Source organism: Kribbella sp. NPDC050470, from assembly GCF_044458365.1.
In the GTDB taxonomy this organism is placed as follows: Bacteria; Actinomycetota; Actinomycetes; order Propionibacteriales; family Kribbellaceae; genus Kribbella.
The window spans coordinates 179,742-198,389 of sequence record NZ_JBITHV010000013.1 but is presented as its reverse complement, the minus strand read 5'-3'; the positions used below and the strand labels follow the sequence as shown (position 1 = coordinate 198,389).

The following is an 18,648-nucleotide window of genomic DNA, read 5'->3' as shown; positions in this document are numbered from 1 at the left end:
TAACTCTGTCAAGATTCTGACCCGAACAACTTGAGATCCCCCCGCCTGTTCTTCTGGCCGCCTCGGTGGCCCCGCGTGAACCCACCCACGTGGACGCGGCCGACCGCCTCCCCGAACTCTCCGATCACGGGGAGGCGAAGCGCCGTACCGCGGGCGTCCAGGCACTGTCGGCCGCCGAGCCTGCGCGGCGGCCTTGCGGTTAGCTGTCGACGATTCGCGACAGGTCGCATGCCAACCCACAGCAGATCCCGCCCGGACCCGCCCCCCTGAGTTCGTCCACCGCCCACCCCCATCCACTGCACCACGCCGCCGTACAACCGGAAGTCAGTCCGCCGAGTTGTCGATCTCTGTTGCAAATCCACTCGCCAGACAACCGAAATCGACAATTCGGCAACATCGCCAACACCAGCGCGTTCCGGCCCCCTCGCCGACCGCGCTGCTCCGTGCCACCACTCCGCGCTCGCCGCCGGAGGCGGCCAACAGAACAGCCGCTGCGGAGTGGAGTGGTGTGGTTGGTTAGCCGCCGGAGATGCCTAGTTCGGCTTCGGTTAGGTCGGTGGTTAGGCCGTCGGTGTCGTCTAGCCAGCCTTGGGGTAGGACGATGTGGTCGCGGGGGCTGCCTTGGCGTCCGCGCGGGGCGCCTAGTTCGGCGACTGGGAAGGGGACGGTGGGGTCCAACTGGGCGAGTAGTTCGTCGAGTTGGGTCAGGGACTCGACCATGCCCAGCGCGGCGCGGAGCTCGCCGCCGGCGGGGAAGCCCTTGAGGTACCACGGAACGTGTTTGCGGAAGTCGCGTAGCCCGCGTTGCTCCCCCATCAGGTCGGACAGCAACTCACCATGCCGCCGCATCACCCGCGCGACCTCGCCGAGCGTCGGCAGGTTCAGCGCCTCGCCACCAGCGAAGGCAACCGCGAGATCGCGGAACAACCACGGCCGGCCGAGACACCCGCGACCGACGATCACACCTGCGCAGCCGGTCTCGGCGACCATCCGCAGCGCGTCACCGGCCTCCCAGATGTCCCCGTTGCCAAGCACCGGGATGCTCACATGCCGCACGAGCTCGGCGATCGTGTCCCAGTTCGCCTGACCCGAGTACGCCTGCGCCGCCGTACGGCCGTGCAGCCCGATCGCCGCAGCCCCCGAGTCCTCCGCGATCCGCCCGGCGTCGAGGTACGTCTGGTGCGCATGATCGATCCCGATCCGCGTCTTCATCGTCACCGGCACGCCGTACGGCGTCGCAGCGTGCACCGCCGACCGCAGGATCGCACCGAGCAGGTTCCGCTTCCATGGCAGCGCCGCGCCCCCGCCCTTGCGCGTCACCTTCGGGACCGGGCAGCCGAAGTTCAGGTCGATGTGCGCGACGCCGTACTGGTCGCACAGGATCTGTACTGCGCGGCCGATGTAGACCGGGTCGACGCCGTACAACTGCACCGACCGGACTGTCTCGCGATCGTCGAAGGTCAGCATGTCCAGCGACTTCTGGTCACCCTCGACGATGCCGCGGGACGTGATCATCTCGCACACGTACAGCCCGGCGCCCTGCTCCGCGCAGAGTCGCCGGTACGCCGCGTTCGTGATGCCGGCCATCGGCGCCAGCACCACGGGCGTGTCGATCGTGAGGTTGCCCAGCTTCAGCATGGTCAGGCTTTCGCCACCAGGACCTGACCGTTGCCGGAGACCTGGGCCTTGTACGGCTCGACCGCGTTCGCCGTCGTGGTGACGTCGCACGCGATCGGCTCGCCGGAATGCTTGACCACGGCAACATCATCCATCGTGCAGGTCACCTTGGCTGCGCCGGGCGCACTCCGCAGCACTGCGTCGACGACCTTCGGCTTGACGATCGCGACCGACTCGGAGGTGAACTTGTACGACGCGGAGTACGTCTTCGCGTCGACGACCAGCGTGCCGCTGTACGGCTTCCCGGCGTACGTGACCGTGCAGGTCAGCTCGTGCTTGCCGGGCTTCTCGGCGTCCGTGATACCCGGGCACCTCACCGTCGTGGCGGCGGCCTTGCCGGCCGCGATCTGTGCCTGCTTGGCGATCGCGAACTCGATCCGCTCGGCCAGCGGGGCGTCGTTCTCGGGAGCCCCGGTGACCTTCGGCGTCGGCCACGGCTTCGACGGGGTCGGCAGCGGCGTCAGCGACGGTGTCGAGGGGGTCGGGATCGGTGCGTTCGAGCTTGCCGGCGCGGACGGCGCCGGAGTGTTGCCAGCCGCCGGTTCCTCGTCCGAGCAGGCGGTGACGCCGAACACCGCGACCGCGGACAGGCCGAACACGGCCACGCCGAAGCGCACGTTGTGACCCGACAGGAACCGCATCGTCAGCAACCGACCAGGTGCTGGGCGAGGTAGCCGGTGACCTCGGTGAGGGCGACCCGCTCCTGCTTCATCGAGTCGCGTTCGCGAATCGTCACGGCCTGGTCGTCGAGGGTGTCGAAGTCGACGGTGATGCAGTACGGCGTGCCGATCTCGTCCTGGCGGCGGTAGCGGCGGCCGATCGCGCCGGCGTCGTCGAAGTCGACGTTCCAGTTCTTCCGCAGCTCCTGCGCGAGTTCCTTGGCCTTCGGCGACAGGTCGGCGTTGCGGGACAGCGGCAGCACGGCCGCCTTGACCGGGGCGAGCCGCGGGTCGAACCGCAGCACCGTGCGCTTGTCCACGCCGCCCTTGGCGTTCGGCGCCTCGTCCTCGGTGTACGCGTCGAGCAGGAACGCCAGCACGTTGCGGGTCAGGCCGGCCGCGGGCTCGATCACGTACGGCGTCCAGCGCTCACCCTTCTCCTGGTCGAAGTAGGACAGGTCGGCGCCGGAGTGCTTGGAGTGCGTGGACAGGTCGAAGTCGGTGCGGTTCGCGATCCCCTCGAGCTCGTCGAACTCCTTCCCGCCGAAGTTGAACCGGTACTCGATGTCGACGGTGCGCTTCGAGTAGTGGCTGAGCTTCTCCTGCGGGTGCTCGTAGTACCGCATGTTCTCGGGGTTCAGGCCGAGGTCGAGGTACCAGTCCCAGCGGGTCTTCAGCCAGTACTCGTGCCACTCCTCGTCCGAGCCCGGGGCGACGAAGAACTCCATCTCCATCTGCTCGAACTCGCGGGTCCGGAAGATGAAGTTGCCCGGGGTGATCTCGTTGCGGAAGCTCTTGCCGACCTGGGCGATGCCGAACGGCGGCTTCTTCCGGGCGGTCCCCATCACGTTCGCGAAGTTCACGAAGATGCCCTGCGCGGTCTCCGGGCGCAGGTAGTGCAGGCCTTCCTGGGACTCGACCGGGCCGAGGTAGGTCTTCAGCAGGCCGTTGAACATCCGCGGCTCGGTGAACGTGCCCTTGTTGCCGCAGTTCGGGCAGGCGATCTCGGCGAGCTTGACGTCCTCGGGGTCCTTGTTCTTCCGCCGGGCGAAGTCCTCGCGCAGGTGGTCGTCGCGGAACCGCTTGTGACAGGACTGGCACTCGGTCAGCGGGTCGACGAACTCCGCCAGGTGGCCGGACGCCTCCCAGACCTTGGTCGGCAGGATCACCGAGGAGTCCAGGCCGACGATGTCGTCACGGCTGGTCACCATCGCCCGCCACCACTGGGTCCGGACGTTGTTCTTCAGCTCGACACCGAGCGGTCCGTAGTCCCAGGCCGACTTGGTACCGCCGTAGATCTCGCCGCACGGGTAGACGAAGCCTCTCCGCTTGCTGAGGCTGACGACGGCATCGACGGTTTCGACGGGCACTTTTCGACTCCAGTGACGAACACAGTTGGCAGTACGGAAGGGTCCAGGCTATCGGTCCACCCGGGCCCTCGTCGCATCCGTGCTACGGAAGCAACTCGGCGAGGTCCTCGTACGCGGTGGGCTCGTCGATGGCCTGCGAGAGGAGCGGCACCGCGGTCACCTTGACCTCGTACGGCGACAGCGCGCGACGGTAGTTCCCGATCGAGTCCCACTCCAGGTTGAGCGCGATCAACTCCGGGTCGTCGACGTTCCGCCCGGTCTGAGCCGCCACGAACCCCTTCTGCTTCCGCAGTACGTCGACCGCCGCCTCCAACCGGACCGCGAACTCCGCCTGCTCCCCCTCGGCCACCCGAAACCTGATCACCACGAACACCCCCACACCCTAGTCACCCGATCCAGCCCCGCTCCAACCGGTCAGTGACGCGGCTGGGCCAGCCGGTGGGGGTGGGGCGGGTTCGTGGAGGGCGCGGGCCGGGTGGGGTGTGGAAGGTGGGGCGGGTGGGGTGGCGAGCGGATGGGTGAGTGGAGGATGACGGTGGGGCGTTGATGAGTGTCATGGGGCGTGACGAGGCCAGGGGTTGCTGGCCGGTCCAGGCGTGGGCGATGGCGCGTTTGGTGTCGAGCTCGGCTTGGCGGGTGGCTTGGCTACGGCCGGAATCGGCGGGGCGGTTGCCGAAGCGGTTGAGGCCGGGTTGGCGGTCGGCGGGATGGCGGTTGAGGCGGGCGCAGACATGGGCGTAGATGTTGTTCGCGCCGTGCCGGGGTTTGACGGCGAGCAACTCGCGCCGCGGCAGGTCGCCCGGCTGCGCCGGCCCGATCTCCCGAAACACCAGGCGGTAGTCGGCCTTCCGCTCGGGATCGGACTGCACGTAACCGACGACGCAGTCCCGTAGATCGCCTTTGCCAGGCTCGTAACCCAACGCGTGGTGCCCATCGGTCGCGCCCGAACTGAGGTGCTCGAGTTGCCGTAGGACCTGCTGTCGCAGGAACACCCTGGTGGGATCGCGCCGCGCGTCAGCCGCCAGGCGGCGCAGATCGTCGACGAACCTGTCGGTGAGCAGCAGCTCGTAGGTCGGTCGGCCGCTCACTGGTTGTCGCCTTCACGGCGGATCTCCTCGAGGTCTCGGACAGCTTCGGGGCCCATCAGCGCCGCAATCTCGTCAACGCTCATTGGGCGGCTGGTGGGTAAGGGTTGGGTCGGGTAGGCGGGGGCTGTGGGGTCGTCGGCTACGCCGGGTGGGGGTTCGTCGTCGCCGCGGAGATGGCGGTACTGCGACGTCGACAGGACTACGGCTTCCGGTTCGCCTGCCTCGCCCCAGATGACCGGGGCGCCGGAGCCGGCGCGGGCGGCCTCGACCACGGCGGGCAGGCGTTGGGCGAGCTGGGTCGGTTCGAGGACCTCTGAGGCGAGCGTGAACTTGGACTCGCCGCCTAGGTCTTCGAACTCGTCGTACGTCAGGAGGACCGCCTCGGGGACGCCGGCGCCGAAGCTGAAGGCGCGCGTGCGCCCCGCGCGGAAGCGAGCCAGTACGGCGGGCAGGTCGGCGCGGATGTCGTCTACGGAGGGCAAACCGTTCATGCCCTTGAAGATATTGGTTTCCGGGCGAGTGGGTCCGGAGTTATCCACAGGTCCGGAGGGCTGGAACAATAGGAGGATGAGTTCGTCGAGCAGTCAGCCGGTGAGTCCGCTGCGGCAGCGGATCACCAAGATCAGTTACCCGTACGTGGCGAAGCTGCACGGGATGCCCAAGCTCACGCTGCCCGCGATCACCCTGGTGCTGGCGTTGGTCGGAGTCTTCGCTCCGGTTCCGGTCGCGGTTCCCGCCCTGATCCTGCTGGCCCTGCTGCTGTCCTGGCTCGGCTTCCTGTCCTGGCCGGTCGTCGGCAACGGGCCCCGCTTCCTGCGGATCTTCTCGATCCTGGTCATCCTCCTGTTCGCGGTCTCCCGCATCGCCGGAGCCTGACCCACCAACCCAACGCGCCGAGCCCAAGAGCGGCTGACGGCGTACTGGGACACCCTCTGCAGGGCAGCGGCCGATTGTTGCCCTCGGCCTAAATCTGATCGAGTCCGAGCCCCACAAGACGATCGCGCAACCACGACAGCTCCCGGGCGATCTTCTTCGCCAAGGTTTCAGGCGTTCGGGGCGTGCGCGGCCACGCGTACGTCTCGGACTCGAGGTGATGCGTGAGCGGCTGCCCACATCCGACCAGCCGGGTCAAACAGTCCTCCAGTACGGCGTTCGTCGTGCTCAGCGGATCCGGCAGCGAACAGTGCGCCGGCAGATGAGCGTGCATCCGCCAAGCCGCATGCCCCGACAACTGATACGCCAGATCCACATCGTCCACCCCAGGCCCGCACCACTCCCGGACCTGACGCAGGTACTTCGGGTCGCCGAGGTCAGCCAACCGCCGGCGGCCGGCCATGTCGGACGGATCCACGAGCTGTGGAGCCGACGCCAGCTGCGCCTTCACCACATCCACCCCGGCCCGCCACAACGTCTCGAACGCATCGACCGGTTCCTCGAACTGCACGGCCAGATGACACGTGTCGAACCCCAGCCCGATCCGCGACCCACCGCCGTACGGGCTCGCGTAGCGGCTCAGCCAGCCGGCCGCCTGCGGGATCATCTCCAGCACGCAGCCCGGCTCGGGCTCGACCGCGATCCGGATCTTGCGGCCGGTGCGCTGCTCGGTCCGCTCCAGGTGCCAGTCGAGCCGCTCGAACGCCTTCTGCGCGGCCGCGTCCCGCGACTTCGACCACGGCACCCGCCACGCCAGCGGGATCGTCGAGATCGATCCGTACGACGCGTCCCGCGGCATCAGGACGGCCAGTACGTCGACCAGGTCGAGGGTGTACCGGAGTCGCTCAGGCTCGGTCCAATCCGGGCAGTAGAGCTTGGTGCCAACGACCTTGTCCTTGGACGCCGAGTGCGCGATGCCGTTGAGCGTCACCACTTCCAGCCGGTTCCGCTTGAGCGCGCGGCGCAGCTTGTTGATCGCGGCCGGCGAGTTGGCCAGCCGATCGGCCAGCGGACTCGCGAACCACAGCCCGACACCCAGCAGCGGTACGTCGAGCTCCTGGCGCACCAGCGACGCACACCCGTCCAGCTCGGCGATCACCCCGTCGAGGTCCTCGGCCGGGTGCACGGTCGAGCTGTAGCCCAGGTGGACGGTCGACCCGTCCCGATGCCGGAACCTCATCCGACCTCCTCACCCCGTCAAACCACGGAATGTGAGCGCAGTTGGACGTTCCGTGACCCTGATACGCACTGTAGAAGTACAACGACTGAGTGTGAAGGCCTGGTTCCCGTTTGTGACAAGGGCTTTAAGCGCCGATGTGCTCCGGCTCTGTGGTCACCAGGTCGCGCGAGCGGTCGGCCACCGCCATCGCGGCCAGGGCGGTCGTCAGCGGTACGGCGGCAATGATGCCGAGGCTCCCCACCAGACCACGGACCACTTCCATCGCCACCATCTCGGTCGAGATGATGCTCCGGCTCGGCAGGTCCTGGATGGCGAAGACGAGCAGCACCGGCAACGCGGCACCGGCGTACGCAAGGACAAGGGTGTTGACCACCGAGGCGACGTGCGTCCGGCCGATCCGGAGCCCGGCGCCGATCAACTCGCGCCGGCTTGCCGACGGGTTCGCGGCGGACAACTCCCACACCGCAGCGGCCTGCGTGACCGTCACGTCGTCGAGCACACCCAACGCACCGATCACCATGCCTGCGACCAGCAGGCCGGTCAGATCGATGTTCGGCGCCAACTGCTGAGCTGCCGACGCCCCTTCGGAGGCCAGCCCGCTGAGCTGACAGAACTTGGTGAAGAACCAGCCCAGCCCGACGGTCATCCCCAGCGCCGCGATCGTGCCGGACAGGGCTATCGAACTCTCCGCATTGATGCCGTGGGTCAGGTACACCGCGATCGTCATGATGACCGCTCCCCCGACCACCGCGACCAGCAACGGGTTCGAGCCCCGGAGAATCGCAGGCAGGATGAACTGGGTCAGCATCACCGCGGTGACCGCCAGCGCGATCAGCGCCGCGAACCCACGCCAGCGCGACAGCGCCACCACCGCGACCGCGAAGAGCGCGGCCAGCAGGAGCAGCGGTTTGGTCCGGTCGTGGTCGACGTACACGTAGCGGCCGGCGATCGTCTTGGCGTCGGACTGGATGCCGAGCATGACCGACTGGCCGACCTCGATCGAAAGCGCGGCCTGACCCGCCTTCGGTATCTGGACCGGCACCATCTGCCCCTTGTCCGCACCGCTGGTCAGCTTGACCGTCGCCTCGTCGCACTGGTCCTTCTCCGCGGCGCACGCCTTGATCGACACGACCTCGCCACGAGCCGTCTCGGTCTGGTACGACGCAACCTTCACGCCGGCGCCGGGCCACATCACGATCATCGCGATCACGGCGGCGGCGATCAGCGGGACGAGGACCGCGGCGACCACTATCCGGACGCGACGGGCGACCACCGCGTCCGAGTTCACGACCGAGGTGTCGACCACGTGATCGCCGTGCCCGTGGCCGTGACCATGCCCGTGACCTGCGGGAATGTCGAGTCTGCGGCTGCGGTTGGCCTTGTGGTCGGCTCGTCTGCGCCCGACGTTGCGGCTGGCCATGGGTCAACTCCCTGTTTTGACAACCAGTTCCAATTAAATGAAAATGATTGTCATGAGATCTAGTCTTCGTGCTGTCGTCGCCGGCGCCACCGCCTTGGCCGCCGCCCTCACCCTGGCCGGATGCGGCGGCGACTCGCCCGCCGGCTCCGGTGGCGGCAAGCTCGATGTCGTCGCTTCGTTCTACCCGCTCGAGTTCATCGCCCGGACAGTGGGGGGCGACGCAGTGAACGTTACGACCCTGACCGCACCCGGCGTCGAGCCGCACGACCTCGAGCTCACTCCCAAGCAGGTCGGCGAGATCACCGAGGCGAAGCTGGTCGTCTACGAGAAGGGCCTGCAGCCCGCCGTGGACGAGGCTGTCGCGCAGAACGCGAAGGACGCCGGTTTCGACGTCGCAGCGGCCGCCAAGCTGGAGAACACCGGCGCCGACTTCGAGGAGCACGAGGAAGGCGAGTCGCACCCGGAGGAGAGCGGCAGCACCGCCACGCCGGCCGCGCACTCCGACGAGCCCCTGGACCCGCACTTCTGGCTGGACCCGGTCCGCTACGCCGACGTCGTCCAGGCGGTCACCGACAAGCTGGTCGCGACCGACAGCGCCAACGCCGACGGCTACAAGGCCCGGGCCAAGACCCTGCTCGACGAGGTCGGAAAGCTCGATTCCGACTTCAAGACGGGCCTGGCCAACTGCAAACTCAAAACCTTCGTGACGAGTCATGAGGCCTTCGCCTACCTCGCGAAGCGGTACGGTCTGACGATGGTCGGCATCGCCGGGGTCACCCCGGACGCGGAGCCGACCCCGGCCCGGATCAAGGAGGTCCAGGACATCGTGAAGGCCCAGCACGTGACCACGATCTTCTACGAGGAGCTGGTCAGCCCGAAGGTGGCCGAGACGATCGCCCGGGACGTCGGCGTCAAGACCGCCGTACTGAGCCCGATCGAGGGCCTGTCGGACGCCAACTCCCAGGAGACCTACCTGACGCTGATGCGGGAGAACCTGCAAGAGCTCCGGAAGGCGAACAGCTGCGCGTGACACCTCAACAAGACGCTGCCAAGGCCGTCCAGGTCGCCGATCTCTCGGTCGACCTGGGCGGTCGCCTGGTGTTGCGGGGCGTCGATCTCCAGATCCGCCAGGGCGAGGTGGTCGCCGTCCTCGGCACCAACGGCTCCGGCAAGTCCACCCTGATCCGGACCGTGGTCGGCCTGCTGCCCGCGGCCCGCGGTGACGTCCGCCTCTTCGGTACGCCGGTTCCGCGCTTCCGCGACTGGCGACGGGTCGGTTACGTCCCGCAGCGCATCACCGCGGCCGGCGGCGTACCGGCGACTGTGTACGAGGTGGTGTCGTCCGGGCTGCTGTCGAAGCGGCGGCTGTTCACTCCGCTGCGCGCGGCGCAGAAGCAGGCGATCGACGAGGCGTTGCAGGTCGTGGACATGGGCGACCGGCGCAAGGACGCGGTCGCCGAGCTGTCCGGTGGGCAGCAGCAGCGGGTACTGATCGCACGGGCGCTGGTGTCCGATCCGGAGCTGTTGATCCTCGACGAGCCGACGGCCGGTGTCGACCTGGCCAGCCAGCAGATTTTCGCGGACGCGATCCGGGAGCGGGTCGCCCGCGGCACGACAGTGGTGATGGTCAGCCACGACCTCGGCCCGATGGACGCGCTGATCGACCGCTCCGTCGTCATGCGCCGCGGCCGGATCGTGTACGACGGACCGCCCCACGCCTCGCAGACGCATGCACACGTCCACCACTCACACGGTGGCGACGAACCCGGGTGGCTGTCGTGATGACCCTGTTCCAGCTCGAGTTCATGCAGCGGGCGCTGATTGCCGGGCTGCTGACCGGGCTCTCCGCTCCTGCGATCGGGACCTATCTGGTCCAGCGCCGGCTGTCGCTGATGGGCGACGGCATCGGCCACATCGCGATCACCGGTGTCGCTCTGGGCCTGCTCACCGGTAGTGCACCGGTCCTCACGGCCATCATCGTCTCCATCGCGGGCGCCACTGCGATCGAGCTCGTCCGCGCTCGCGGCAAGGCCAGCGGCGATGTCGCACTCGCACTTCTCTTCTACGGCGGTATTGCGGGCGGCGTGCTGCTCGTAGGCCTGGCGGGACAGGGTGCAGCCACGCTGAACACCTATCTGTTCGGCTCACTGACCACGGTCTCCCCCAGTGACCTGTACGTCGTCGTCGGGCTGGCTGTCGCCGTACTGGTCATCGCGATCGGTCTTGGGCCGCAGCTGTTCGCCGTGTGCCAGGACGAGGAGTTTGCTCGGGTCACCGGACTTCGCGTGCAGTTGCTGAACCTGCTGATCGCTGTGATGGCCGCTGTCACGGTGACGGTGGCCATGCGGACAGTCGGGTTGCTCCTGGTCAGTGCGCTGATGGTGGTGCCGGTGGCAACTGCGCAGCAGATCACCCGGTCGTTCCGCAGTACGTTCGTCACCGCCTGTGTGATCGGTGTGCTCGCGTGCCTGGCCGGCATCGTCACGTCGTACAACGCGGACGTGGCTCCTGGCGCGACGATCGTCGTACTGGCGCTGGCTGGGTTCGTGGTGGCGGCCACAGTTGGGACTCTGATCCGGCGGCGGCAGGGGCGGGTCGCACCGCTCGTCGACGAGGAGCCGGAGATCGGCGTACCCGAGCCCGAGCCGCATGTGGTGAGCGCAGGGCACCCGCACACGCACGATGCGCAGTGCGGTCACAGGAAGGTCGACCACGGCGATCACGTCGACTACGTGCACGACGGACACCTGCACGCAGCGCATGGCGATCACTGGGATGAGCATTAGCACTTGTTGACTTCTGAGAGAATTGGCGGGGTTACCGGGGAAATCACGGTGACGGAGTGACAGGAGGAACGGTGGCCATCGGAACACGCTCGACCCGTCAGCGCGCTGCGGTCGCGTCCGCGCTCGACAATCTCGACGACTTCCGGACCGCCCAGGAGATCCACCAGGAGCTCCGGTCCGCCGGTGAGGCCGTCGGCCTCACCACCGTCTACCGGACCCTGCAGGCGCTCGCCGACTCGCGCGAGGTCGACGTACTGCGCACCGCCGACGGCGAGACGGCGTACCGGCGTTGCTCCAAGGGACATCATCACCACCTGGTCTGCCGCAACTGCGGCCGCACGGTCGAGGTCGAGGGCCCGGCCGTGGAGCGCTGGGCGGACAAGGTCGCGGCCGAGCACGGGTACGCCGACATCAGCCACACCCTGGAGATCTTCGGCACCTGCCAGGACTGCCAGAAGTCCTGACTGTGGCCGAGTTTGTGGCCTAGGTCACCTTTGCCTTTGAGCGCACTCGAAGGCGTACGGTCGAAGACATGAACACGACCGGTGTCCTCACCACTCCCGAACGGCGACAGGCCTTCGTCGACCGCTACGAGGTGCCGCCGCCGTCCCCGCTCGACCCCGAGCTGCTCAAGCTCCTGGACCTCCCGGACGGCCTCCCGGAGCAGCTGAGCATCGCGGAGGCGGCCGAGGTCACCGGACTCACCGCCCACACGCTGCGGTACTACGAGCGGATCGGGCTGATCCGCGTCGGCCGCGACGGCGCCCGCTACCGGAGCTACGACCGGCTGGCGCTGGCGCGGATCGTGTTCATCACCCGGCTGCGGCTGTCGGACATGCCGATCAGCACGATCAGCCACTACCTGGAGCTGGTCGCGCAGGGCGAGGAGACCGCACCGCAGCGGCTCGCCCTGATGGAGGAGCACCGGGCGACGATTCAGCGGCGGCTGCGTGAGCTGCAGGCGGCGCTGGCGGTGACCGACTACAAGATCACCACGTACGGCGGTCACGCCGAACCCTGACCGAATCTCTCCGTGCCTTGGCGGGCCTGACGGTCTGCCTGGCGGAGCTATGCCTTCTTCGAGGAGATCGACGATGAGACTGGGAAGCACCGGAGCCGAGGTCAGCCGGCTGGGACTGGGCTGCATGGGAATGAGCTACGCGTACGGCGCGACCGACGACACCGAGTCGGTCGCGACCCTGCACCGCGCGCTCGACCTGGGCATCACGTTCCTGGACACGGCCGACATCTACGGCTTCGGCAAGAACGAGGAACTGGTCGGCCGGGCCATCAAGGAGCGCCGGGACGAGGTGTTCCTGGCGACCAAGTTCGGGATTGTCGGCAATCCGACGATCCCTGGACAGCAGGGAGCCGACGGGTCACCGTCGTACGTCCGGTCCGCGATCGACGCGTCCCTCGGGCGGCTGGGTGTCGACCACATCGACCTGTACTACCAGCACCGCGCCGATCCCGCCGTACCGATCGAGGAGACAGTCGCGGTCATGGCGTCGCTGGTCGAGGCGGGCAAGGTCCGGTACCTCGGGCTGTCCGAGGCGTCGGCGGACACGATCCGCCGGGCGCACGCCGTCCACCCGATCACCGCGGTGCAGACCGAGTGGTCGCTGTTCAGCCGGGACATCGAGGAGTCGGTGCTGCCGACCTGCCGTGAACTCGGCATCGGGATCGTGCCGTACTCGCCGCTCGGCCGCGGCATGCTGACCGGCACGCTGCCGCGGAAGGCCGACCTCGCGGCCGACGACTACCGGCGGACGCTGCCGCGCTTCTCCGACGAGAACTTCGAGGCGAACGCGGCCCTGGTGGAGGAGATCAAGACGGTCGCCGCGCGGTACGACGCAACGCCCGGCCAGGTCGCGCTCGCCTGGGTGCTTGCGCAGGGCAACGACGTGGCGCCGATCCCGGGGACGAAGCGGCGCAAGTACCTGGAGGAGAACGCGCGAGCATTGGAGCTCACGTTGTCCGGCGACGATCTGGCGTCGCTGTCCAAGCTGACGCCGGTGGGCACGCGGTACCCGGACATGACCTGGGTCGACCGGAGCACCGCACCGCTCGGCTGATAAACTGCTTCGCATCAAGGCCTCCCGCTTCCCGCGGGAGGCTTTCGTGCGTTCTGATGCAGGTTGAGTGTGAGGAGTCCGATGTCTGACCTTGTCGTACGGCGCGCCGGCTACGGCGATCAGGTTGCGCTGGAGCGGTTGTGGCTGATGTTCCGGCACGACCTGTCCGAGTTCCAGGGGCAGCTGCCGCGCCCCGATGGGAGCTACCGGAGTGAGTGGCTCGAGTCGGTGCTGGACGGCGATCCGAACTGGGCCGGGTACCTGTTCCACGCGGGCGAGAATCCGGTGGGGTTCGCCTTCGTCCGGGCGTTGACGCAGCCGGTGCGGGTGCTCAACGCGTTCTTCATCGTGCGGCCGATGCGACGGCATGGGGTTGGGCTGCGCGCCGTACAGGAAGTCGTCGCACACCATCCCGGGCCGTGGGAGGTGGCGTTCCAGGAGAGCAACGCGACGGCGGTGCACTTCTGGCGACGGGTCGCGGCGGCGGTGTCCGGGGAGGCGTGGTCGGAGGAGAAGCGGCCGGTCCCGGGTGATCCGAGCACGCCGCCGGACGTCTGGATCTCCTTCTAGAACAGGACCACCGAGCGCAGGACGTCGCCGTGGTGCATCTTGGTGAACGCGGCCTCGACCTCGTCCAGCGCGATCGTCTCCGAGACGAAACGGTCCAGCGGCAGCCGGCCCTGCAGGTGCAGGTCGATCAGCAGCGGGAAGTCGCGGGTCGGCAGGCAGTCGCCGTACCAGCTGGACTTGAGCGAACCGCCCCGGCCGAAGAAGTCGAGCAGCGGCATCTCCAGGGTCATCTCGGGCGTCGGCACGCCGACCAGGACGACGGTGCCGGCCAGGTCGCGGGCGTAGAAGGCCTGCTTCCACGTCTCCGGGCGGCCGACCGCGTCGATCACCACGTCCGCGCCGAAGCCACCGGTCAGCTCGTGGACCTGCGTGACCACGCCGTCGTGGTCCAGGTCCTTGGAGTTGACCGTGTGGGTAGCGCCGAGCTCCTGGGCGACCTTCAGCTTGCGCTCGTCGATGTCGACGGCGACGACCTTCGCCGCGCCGGCCAGGCGGGCGCCGACGACTGCCGCCGTACCGACGCCGCCGCAGCCGATCACGGCGACCGAGTCACCGCGGCCGACGTTGCCGGTGTTGATGGCGGCGCCGAGGCCGGCCATCACGCCGCAGCCGAGCAGGCCGGCCACCTCCGGCTTGGCGGCCGGGTCGACCTTGGTGCACTGGCCGGCCGCGACCAGGGTCTTCTCGGCGAACGCGCCGATGCCGAGCGCCGGTGAGAGTTCGGTGCCGTCGGCAAGGGTCATCTTCTGCTCGGCGTTGTACGTGCTGAAGCAGTACCACGGGCGGCCGCGCAGGCAGGCGCGGCAGTTGCCGCAGACCGCCCGCCAGTTCAGTACGACGAAGTCGCCCGGCTGCACGTCGGTCACGCCGGCGCCGACCGACTCCACGATGCCTGCCGCCTCGTGGCCGAGCAGGAACGGGAAGTCGTCGTTGATGCCGCCCTCGCGGTAGTGCAGGTCGGTATGGCACACGCCGCACGCCTGCACCTTCACCACGGCCTCGCCCGGTCCGGGATCCGGGATCGTGATCTCCTCGATCGAGACCGGTTGACCCTTACCCGCCGCCACCACACCACGCACCGTCTGAGCCATGGCCCCGACGCTAGCCGCAACCACCCCACCCCGTCAGCCCTCCCGGGCGTGGCGCAGCTTGTCCACCGGTCGGGGGACAGAGCGTCATCCGGGTGGTGCTCCCGCGGGCGGCCCCCTGCACGGGAGGGTTGGAGGCATGGAGACAGATACGGCTGTGAGGGTGCGGGGGCTGGTGAAGCGGTACCCGGACAAGGTGGCGGTGGACGGGGTGGACCTGGACATCCACCGCGGTGAGGTGTTCGCGCTGCTCGGCCCGAACGGCGCCGGCAAGACGACGACCGTGGAGATCCTGGAGGGGTATCGCCACGCCGACGCCGGCGAGGTCAGCGTGCTCGGCGCCGACCCGGCGCGCGCTGACCGGGACTGGCGGGCGCGGCTCGGGATCGTCACCCAGACGTCTCGCGACGAGGCCGAACTGTCCGTCGCCGAGCTCGTGAACCACTACGCCGGCTACTACCCGGACCCCCGGGACCCCGACGAGGTGATTGCCGCGGTCGGTCTCGAGGAGAAGCGCCGTACGCGGACCCGGAAGCTGTCCGGCGGCCAGCGCCGCCGCCTCGACGTCGCACTCGGCGTGATCGGCAACCCCGAGCTGCTGTTCCTGGACGAGCCGACTACCGGTTTCGATCCCGAAGCACGCCGGCAGTTCTGGACCCTGATCGAGAACCTGCGGACCGCGGGCACCACGATCCTGCTGACCACCCACTACCTGGACGAGGCCGAGCACCTGGCCGACCGGGTCGGCGTGATCGCCGACGGCCGGATGGTCGAGGTCGCGACGCCGGAGACCCTCGGCGGGCGCGGCGCCCGGACCGCGCGGGTCTCCTGGCTGTCCGCGGACGGGATGCGCGAGGTCCGCACCGACCAGCCGACCGCCGAGGTCGCCCGGCTGCTGGCGGAGTACGGCGGCGAGGTGCCCGAGCTGGAGGTACGGCGGCCGAGCCTTGAAGACATCTACCTGGACCTGATCGGAGCGGTCGCGGCCGCTCCGGTGCTGGAAGGAGCAGTGCAGTGAGCGTCGTCGAACGGAGTCGCACGGTGAGCAGGCCGTTGCCGTCGCCGATGAAGGTCGGGCTGTCCCGGACCGGGCTGGAGGTGAAGCAGTTCTTCCGCGAACGCGAGCAGCTGATCTTCACCTTCTTCTTCCCGATCATCTTCCTCGGCATCTTCTCCGCCGTGTTCAGCGGCACCGACTTCTCCGGCGGGGTCGACGCCGCCACCTACTTCACGCCCGGGATGATTGCCTCCGGCATCTTCCTGACCAGCTTCCAGTCGCTGTCCATCACGATCGCGATGGAGCGCGACGAGGACCTGCTGAAGCGCCTTCGCGGCACACCGATGTCGCCGCAGTCGTACTTCATCGGCAAGATCGGGCTGGTCCTGGTCACCTCGATCCTGCAGTTCGGCCTGCTGCTCGTGATCGCCGGCCTGCTGCTCGGTGTCGACATTCCGACCGAGCCGGTGAAGTGGCTGCACTTCCTCTGGATCTTCGTCCTCGGTACGGCGTCCGGGTCGGTGCTCGGGATCGCGTTCTCCGTCGTGCCGAAGTCGGGCAAGGCCGCGTCGGCGGTCGTGACGCCGGTCGTCCTGCTGCTGCAGTTCATCTCCGGCGTGTACTTCGTCTACAGCAGCCTGCCGGCGTGGATGCGGTCGGTCGCGGAGATCTTCCCGCTGAAGTGGCTCGCGCAGGGGATGCGGTCGGTGTTCCTGCCGGACGGCTTCGAGGCGAACGAGCCGGGCGGCTCGTGGCAGCTCGGTCTCGGCGCGCTGGTCCTGTCGGCGTGGCTGGTCGTCGGTCTGGTCGTCGCTCAGCGAGTGTTCCGCTGGACCCGCCGGGACGCGGGTTGATTGTCGACGATCACAGCGGGTTGATTGCCGACAATCAGATGAGAGGAAGATAGACATCGTGGAGCAGAACCGGGTGGTGGACGAGCCGATCTGGATGCGGACGCTGATCGGCTGGCACATCGTGTTCTGGGTGCTGCTCGCGGTGACGTTCGCGGTCTCCTTCGCGACCGACCTCAGCACGGGTCGTCGGATTGTCTACACGGCTACGATCGTCGTGCTCGCGGCGGCGTACCAGTTCATCGCGGTGCCTGCGATCACGTCGCGCCGGCGGCTTCCGTCGTACGGGTATCGGCTCGTGATGCTCGGGTGCCTGATGGTGCTGGTCGCGTTGTACCCGCAGTCGGTGTTCCTGCTGTTCATCGTGTCGGGGCAGATGTGGCTGCTCTGCGAGCGGGTGCGCGAAGGTGCGGCCTTCAGCGTGCTGCTCGTGCTCGGGGTCGGCTCCGCGCAGCTGTGGAACGCCGGCTGGGGCTGGGACGCGTTCTGGTCGGTCCTGCCGTGGATGGCGGTCAGCCTGGTCGTGAGCCTGCTGTTCGGGATCTGGATCGAGCGGGTGATCACCCAGAGCGAGCAGCGGGCCGAGCTGATCCGGGAGCTCCAGTCGACGCGCGACGAGCTCGCCGAGGCGCACCACAGCGCCGGCGTGATGGCCGAGCGGGAGCGGATGGCGCGCGAGATCCACGACACCCTCGCGCAAGGCATGACCAGCATCGTGATGCTCTCCCAGGCGGCCGCGGTCGAGCTGCAGCGCGGCGGGACCGACGGGGCCGCGGCCCGACTGGCGGCGATCGAGGACACTGCGCGGGAGAATCTCGCCGAAGCGCGGGCGTTGGTTGCAGCGTTCACCCCCGTTGCGTTGTCCGAGGCCACGTTGACCGAGGTGCTGCGGCGGCAGGCGGAGCGGTTCGCGGCCGAGACCGGCGTCGACGTCCAGGTGTCGCTCGACTTGCCGGACGAGGAGGTCGCCGCGCTGCCGCAGGCGCAGCAGGTTGTGCTGCTGCGATCGGCTCAGGAGGCGTTGGCGAACGTGCGCAAGCATGCGGCCGCGACGCAGGTGCTGATCACGCTGGGCATCTCGGACGACGGTGTGTGGATCGAGATCCGCGACGACGGCACCGGGTTCACGCCGTCCACGGCCGACGCCGGGTACGGGCTGGCGGCGATGCGCGGGCGGGTCGAGGAGTCGGGTGGTTCGGTACAGGTGGAGAGCGCGCCGGGTCAGGGCACCCGGGTGCAGGTGTTGATCCCAGCGGAGGACGTGTGATTCGGGTAGTGGTGGTTGACGACCATCCGGTGGTGCGGTCGGGCCTGGCCGGGATGCTCGCCGTGACCGAGGACATCTCGGTGGTCGGCGAGGCCGGCGACGGCGCGGAGGCCCTGGCGCTGGTGGAGTCGACCAAGCCGGACGTCGTACTGATGGATCTGCGGATGCCGCGGATGGACGGGGTGGCGGCGACCGGGGCGATTGTGTCCGGGTATCCGTCGACTCGGGTGCTCGTTCTTACGACGTACGACACGGACACCGACATCCTGCACGCGGTCGAGGCCGGTGCCGCGGGCTACCTGCTCAAGGACACGCCGCATGCGGATCTGCTCGACGGGATCCGCGCCGCGGCGCGTGGCGAGACTGTCCTCGCGCCGCCGGTTGCTGCGCGGTTGATGTCTCGGCTGCGTACGCCGGCCGCGCCGGCCAGCGCGCAGCCGTCGCCGCGGGAGCTCGAGGTGCTGGCGGCGGTCGCTCGTGGGTTGAGCAACGCCGAGATCGGGCGTGAGCTCTTCATCGGCGAGGCCACTGTCAAGACGCACCTGCAGCGCCTCTTCACCAAGCTCGATGTCGACGACCGCACCCGAGCCGTAACCGTCGCCATCGAACGAGGCCTGCTCCCCTCCCCCGGCCGCTGAGCCACAGGTCGCGCTGGGCTGCAGGTTGCGCTGGGCTACAGGTCGCGCT

The 18,648-nt window shown here is 68.5% G+C and carries 21 protein-coding genes; 12 read left to right on the top strand and 9 right to left on the bottom strand.

All coding sequences use genetic code 11. The features are described from left to right. Positions 1 to 516: 516 nt before the first annotated feature. From dusB to ACIBGM_RS36565, 6 genes are all read right to left on the bottom strand, one after another. Entirely contained in the window at positions 517 to 1,638 is a 1,122-nt protein-coding gene (dusB, locus tag ACIBGM_RS36590; protein WP_360531532.1) for a tRNA dihydrouridine synthase DusB, read from the bottom strand. 2 nt (positions 1,639 to 1,640) lie between these two features. After that, on the bottom strand, positions 1,641 to 2,318 hold the full coding sequence (locus tag ACIBGM_RS36585) for a hypothetical protein (RefSeq protein ID WP_360531535.1): 678 nt from the start codon (positions 2,316 to 2,318) through the stop codon (positions 1,641 to 1,643). A gap of 2 nt (positions 2,319 to 2,320) precedes the next feature. Then, the gene (locus ACIBGM_RS36580; RefSeq protein ID WP_396388153.1) at positions 2,321 to 3,706 is read right to left on the bottom strand and encodes a glycine--tRNA ligase; all 1,386 of its coding nucleotides are present in this window, start codon (positions 3,704 to 3,706) and stop codon (positions 2,321 to 2,323) included. Positions 3,707 to 3,788: 82 nt separating this feature from the next. Continuing rightward, positions 3,789 to 4,070: an antibiotic biosynthesis monooxygenase family protein gene (locus ACIBGM_RS36575; protein WP_396388152.1), complete on the bottom strand. Its 282-nt coding sequence runs from the start codon at positions 4,068 to 4,070 to the stop codon at positions 3,789 to 3,791. 22 nt (positions 4,071 to 4,092) lie between these two features. Next, positions 4,093 to 4,794 carry a hypothetical protein gene (locus ACIBGM_RS36570; RefSeq protein ID WP_396388150.1) on the bottom strand — a complete coding sequence of 234 codons (702 nt, stop codon included), beginning with the start codon at positions 4,792 to 4,794 and terminating at the stop codon, positions 4,093 to 4,095. Further along, a complete protein-coding gene (locus tag ACIBGM_RS36565) occupies positions 4,791 to 5,285 on the bottom strand; it encodes a hypothetical protein (protein WP_396388148.1) in 495 nt (164 codons plus the stop codon). The genes ACIBGM_RS36570 and ACIBGM_RS36565 overlap by 4 nt, the downstream gene beginning before the upstream one ends. Before the next feature lie 76 nt (positions 5,286 to 5,361). Here ACIBGM_RS36565 and ACIBGM_RS36560 point away from each other — a divergent pair, with 76 nt between their 5' ends. Next, positions 5,362 to 5,670 carry a DUF6703 family protein gene (locus ACIBGM_RS36560; protein WP_396388147.1) on the top strand — a complete coding sequence of 103 codons (309 nt, stop codon included), beginning with the start codon at positions 5,362 to 5,364 and terminating at the stop codon, positions 5,668 to 5,670. 88 nt (positions 5,671 to 5,758) lie between these two features. Here the strand turns inward: ACIBGM_RS36560 and eboE are convergent, their stop codons facing one another. Further along, the gene (eboE, locus tag ACIBGM_RS36555; RefSeq protein WP_396388146.1) at positions 5,759 to 6,907 is read right to left on the bottom strand and encodes a metabolite traffic protein EboE; all 1,149 of its coding nucleotides are present in this window, start codon (positions 6,905 to 6,907) and stop codon (positions 5,759 to 5,761) included. A gap of 124 nt (positions 6,908 to 7,031) precedes the next feature. Continuing rightward, positions 7,032 to 8,327 carry a YibE/F family protein gene (locus tag ACIBGM_RS36550; RefSeq protein ID WP_360531555.1) on the bottom strand — a complete coding sequence of 432 codons (1,296 nt, stop codon included), beginning with the start codon at positions 8,325 to 8,327 and terminating at the stop codon, positions 7,032 to 7,034. Between the two features lie 52 nt (positions 8,328 to 8,379). On the opposite strand from ACIBGM_RS36550, the gene ACIBGM_RS36545 reads away from it, so the two are divergent. The 7 genes from ACIBGM_RS36545 to ACIBGM_RS36515 all read left to right on the top strand — a co-directional run bounded on the left by ACIBGM_RS36545 (position 8,380) and on the right by ACIBGM_RS36515 (position 13,758). Continuing rightward, positions 8,380 to 9,357: a metal ABC transporter substrate-binding protein gene (locus tag ACIBGM_RS36545; RefSeq protein WP_396388145.1), complete on the top strand. Its 978-nt coding sequence runs from the start codon at positions 8,380 to 8,382 to the stop codon at positions 9,355 to 9,357. After that, positions 9,354 to 10,109, top strand: a complete 756-nt coding sequence (locus ACIBGM_RS36540) for a metal ABC transporter ATP-binding protein (RefSeq protein ID WP_360531561.1) — start codon at positions 9,354 to 9,356, stop codon at positions 10,107 to 10,109. The genes ACIBGM_RS36545 and ACIBGM_RS36540 overlap by 4 nt, the downstream gene beginning before the upstream one ends. Continuing rightward, positions 10,109 to 11,113 carry a metal ABC transporter permease gene (locus ACIBGM_RS36535; protein ID WP_360531660.1) on the top strand — a complete coding sequence of 335 codons (1,005 nt, stop codon included), beginning with the start codon at positions 10,109 to 10,111 and terminating at the stop codon, positions 11,111 to 11,113. Before ACIBGM_RS36540 ends, ACIBGM_RS36535 begins: the two co-directional genes overlap by 1 nt. Before the next feature lie 71 nt (positions 11,114 to 11,184). After that, a complete protein-coding gene (locus tag ACIBGM_RS36530; protein ID WP_360531564.1) occupies positions 11,185 to 11,577 on the top strand; it encodes a Fur family transcriptional regulator in 393 nt (130 codons plus the stop codon). Between the two features lie 68 nt (positions 11,578 to 11,645). Next, a complete protein-coding gene (locus tag ACIBGM_RS36525) occupies positions 11,646 to 12,134 on the top strand; it encodes a MerR family transcriptional regulator (RefSeq protein ID WP_360531567.1) in 489 nt (162 codons plus the stop codon). A 73-nt stretch (positions 12,135 to 12,207) separates the two neighbouring features. After that, the gene (locus ACIBGM_RS36520; RefSeq protein WP_396388144.1) at positions 12,208 to 13,188 is read left to right on the top strand and encodes an aldo/keto reductase; all 981 of its coding nucleotides are present in this window, start codon (positions 12,208 to 12,210) and stop codon (positions 13,186 to 13,188) included. An 81-nt stretch (positions 13,189 to 13,269) separates the two neighbouring features. Further along, entirely contained in the window at positions 13,270 to 13,758 is a 489-nt protein-coding gene (locus ACIBGM_RS36515; protein WP_360531573.1) for a GNAT family N-acetyltransferase, read from the top strand. Here ACIBGM_RS36515 and ACIBGM_RS36510 read toward each other — a convergent pair. Beyond that, a complete protein-coding gene (locus tag ACIBGM_RS36510; protein WP_396388143.1) occupies positions 13,755 to 14,849 on the bottom strand; it encodes an S-(hydroxymethyl)mycothiol dehydrogenase in 1,095 nt (364 codons plus the stop codon). The genes ACIBGM_RS36515 and ACIBGM_RS36510 overlap by 4 nt on opposite strands. Before the next feature lie 136 nt (positions 14,850 to 14,985). On the opposite strand from ACIBGM_RS36510, the gene ACIBGM_RS36505 reads away from it, so the two are divergent. The 4 genes from ACIBGM_RS36505 to ACIBGM_RS36490 are packed head-to-tail and all read left to right on the top strand — an operon-like array spanning position 14,986 to position 18,599. Continuing rightward, positions 14,986 to 15,864, top strand: coding sequence for an ABC transporter ATP-binding protein (locus ACIBGM_RS36505; protein WP_360531579.1), 879 nt, complete (start codon positions 14,986 to 14,988; stop codon positions 15,862 to 15,864). Then, complete coding sequence (locus ACIBGM_RS36500; protein ID WP_360531582.1) at positions 15,861 to 16,697, top strand: ABC transporter permease; 837 nt, start codon at positions 15,861 to 15,863, stop codon at positions 16,695 to 16,697. The genes ACIBGM_RS36505 and ACIBGM_RS36500 overlap by 4 nt, the downstream gene beginning before the upstream one ends. 58 nt (positions 16,698 to 16,755) lie before the next feature. Further along, positions 16,756 to 17,961 (top strand): sensor histidine kinase, encoded by a 1,206-nt coding sequence (locus ACIBGM_RS36495; RefSeq protein WP_360531585.1) that lies wholly within the window; start codon positions 16,756 to 16,758, stop codon positions 17,959 to 17,961. After that, positions 17,958 to 18,599, top strand: a complete 642-nt coding sequence (locus ACIBGM_RS36490) for a response regulator transcription factor (RefSeq protein WP_360531588.1) — start codon at positions 17,958 to 17,960, stop codon at positions 18,597 to 18,599. The genes ACIBGM_RS36495 and ACIBGM_RS36490 overlap by 4 nt, the downstream gene beginning before the upstream one ends. Positions 18,600 to 18,648: the final 49 nt, after the last annotated feature.

Excerpts from the sequence above, each read along its gene's own strand:
- ACIBGM_RS36505 (WP_360531579.1), top strand. The coding sequence starts at position 14,986 with ATGGAGACAGATACGGCTGTGAGGGTGCGGGGGCTGGTGAAGCGGTAC.
- ACIBGM_RS36535 (WP_360531660.1), top strand. The coding sequence starts at position 10,109 with ATGACCCTGTTCCAGCTCGAGTTCATGCAGCGGGCGCTGATTGCCGGG.
- ACIBGM_RS36525 (WP_360531567.1), top strand. The coding sequence starts at position 11,646 with ATGAACACGACCGGTGTCCTCACCACTCCCGAACGGCGACAGGCCTTC.
- ACIBGM_RS36545 (WP_396388145.1), top strand. The coding sequence starts at position 8,380 with ATGAGATCTAGTCTTCGTGCTGTCGTCGCCGGCGCCACCGCCTTGGCC.
- ACIBGM_RS36585 (WP_360531535.1), bottom strand. The coding sequence starts at position 2,318 with ATGCGGTTCCTGTCGGGTCACAACGTGCGCTTCGGCGTGGCCGTGTTC.
- ACIBGM_RS36510 (WP_396388143.1), bottom strand. The coding sequence starts at position 14,849 with ATGGCTCAGACGGTGCGTGGTGTGGTGGCGGCGGGTAAGGGTCAACCG.
- ACIBGM_RS36515 (WP_360531573.1), top strand. The coding sequence starts at position 13,270 with ATGTCTGACCTTGTCGTACGGCGCGCCGGCTACGGCGATCAGGTTGCG.
- ACIBGM_RS36550 (WP_360531555.1), bottom strand. The coding sequence starts at position 8,327 with ATGGCCAGCCGCAACGTCGGGCGCAGACGAGCCGACCACAAGGCCAAC.
- ACIBGM_RS36565 (WP_396388148.1), bottom strand. The coding sequence starts at position 5,285 with ATGAACGGTTTGCCCTCCGTAGACGACATCCGCGCCGACCTGCCCGCC.
- dusB (WP_360531532.1), bottom strand. The coding sequence starts at position 1,638 with ATGCTGAAGCTGGGCAACCTCACGATCGACACGCCCGTGGTGCTGGCG.
- ACIBGM_RS36520 (WP_396388144.1), top strand. The coding sequence starts at position 12,208 with ATGAGACTGGGAAGCACCGGAGCCGAGGTCAGCCGGCTGGGACTGGGC.
- eboE (WP_396388146.1), bottom strand. The coding sequence starts at position 6,907 with ATGAGGTTCCGGCATCGGGACGGGTCGACCGTCCACCTGGGCTACAGC.
- ACIBGM_RS36560 (WP_396388147.1), top strand. The coding sequence starts at position 5,362 with ATGAGTTCGTCGAGCAGTCAGCCGGTGAGTCCGCTGCGGCAGCGGATC.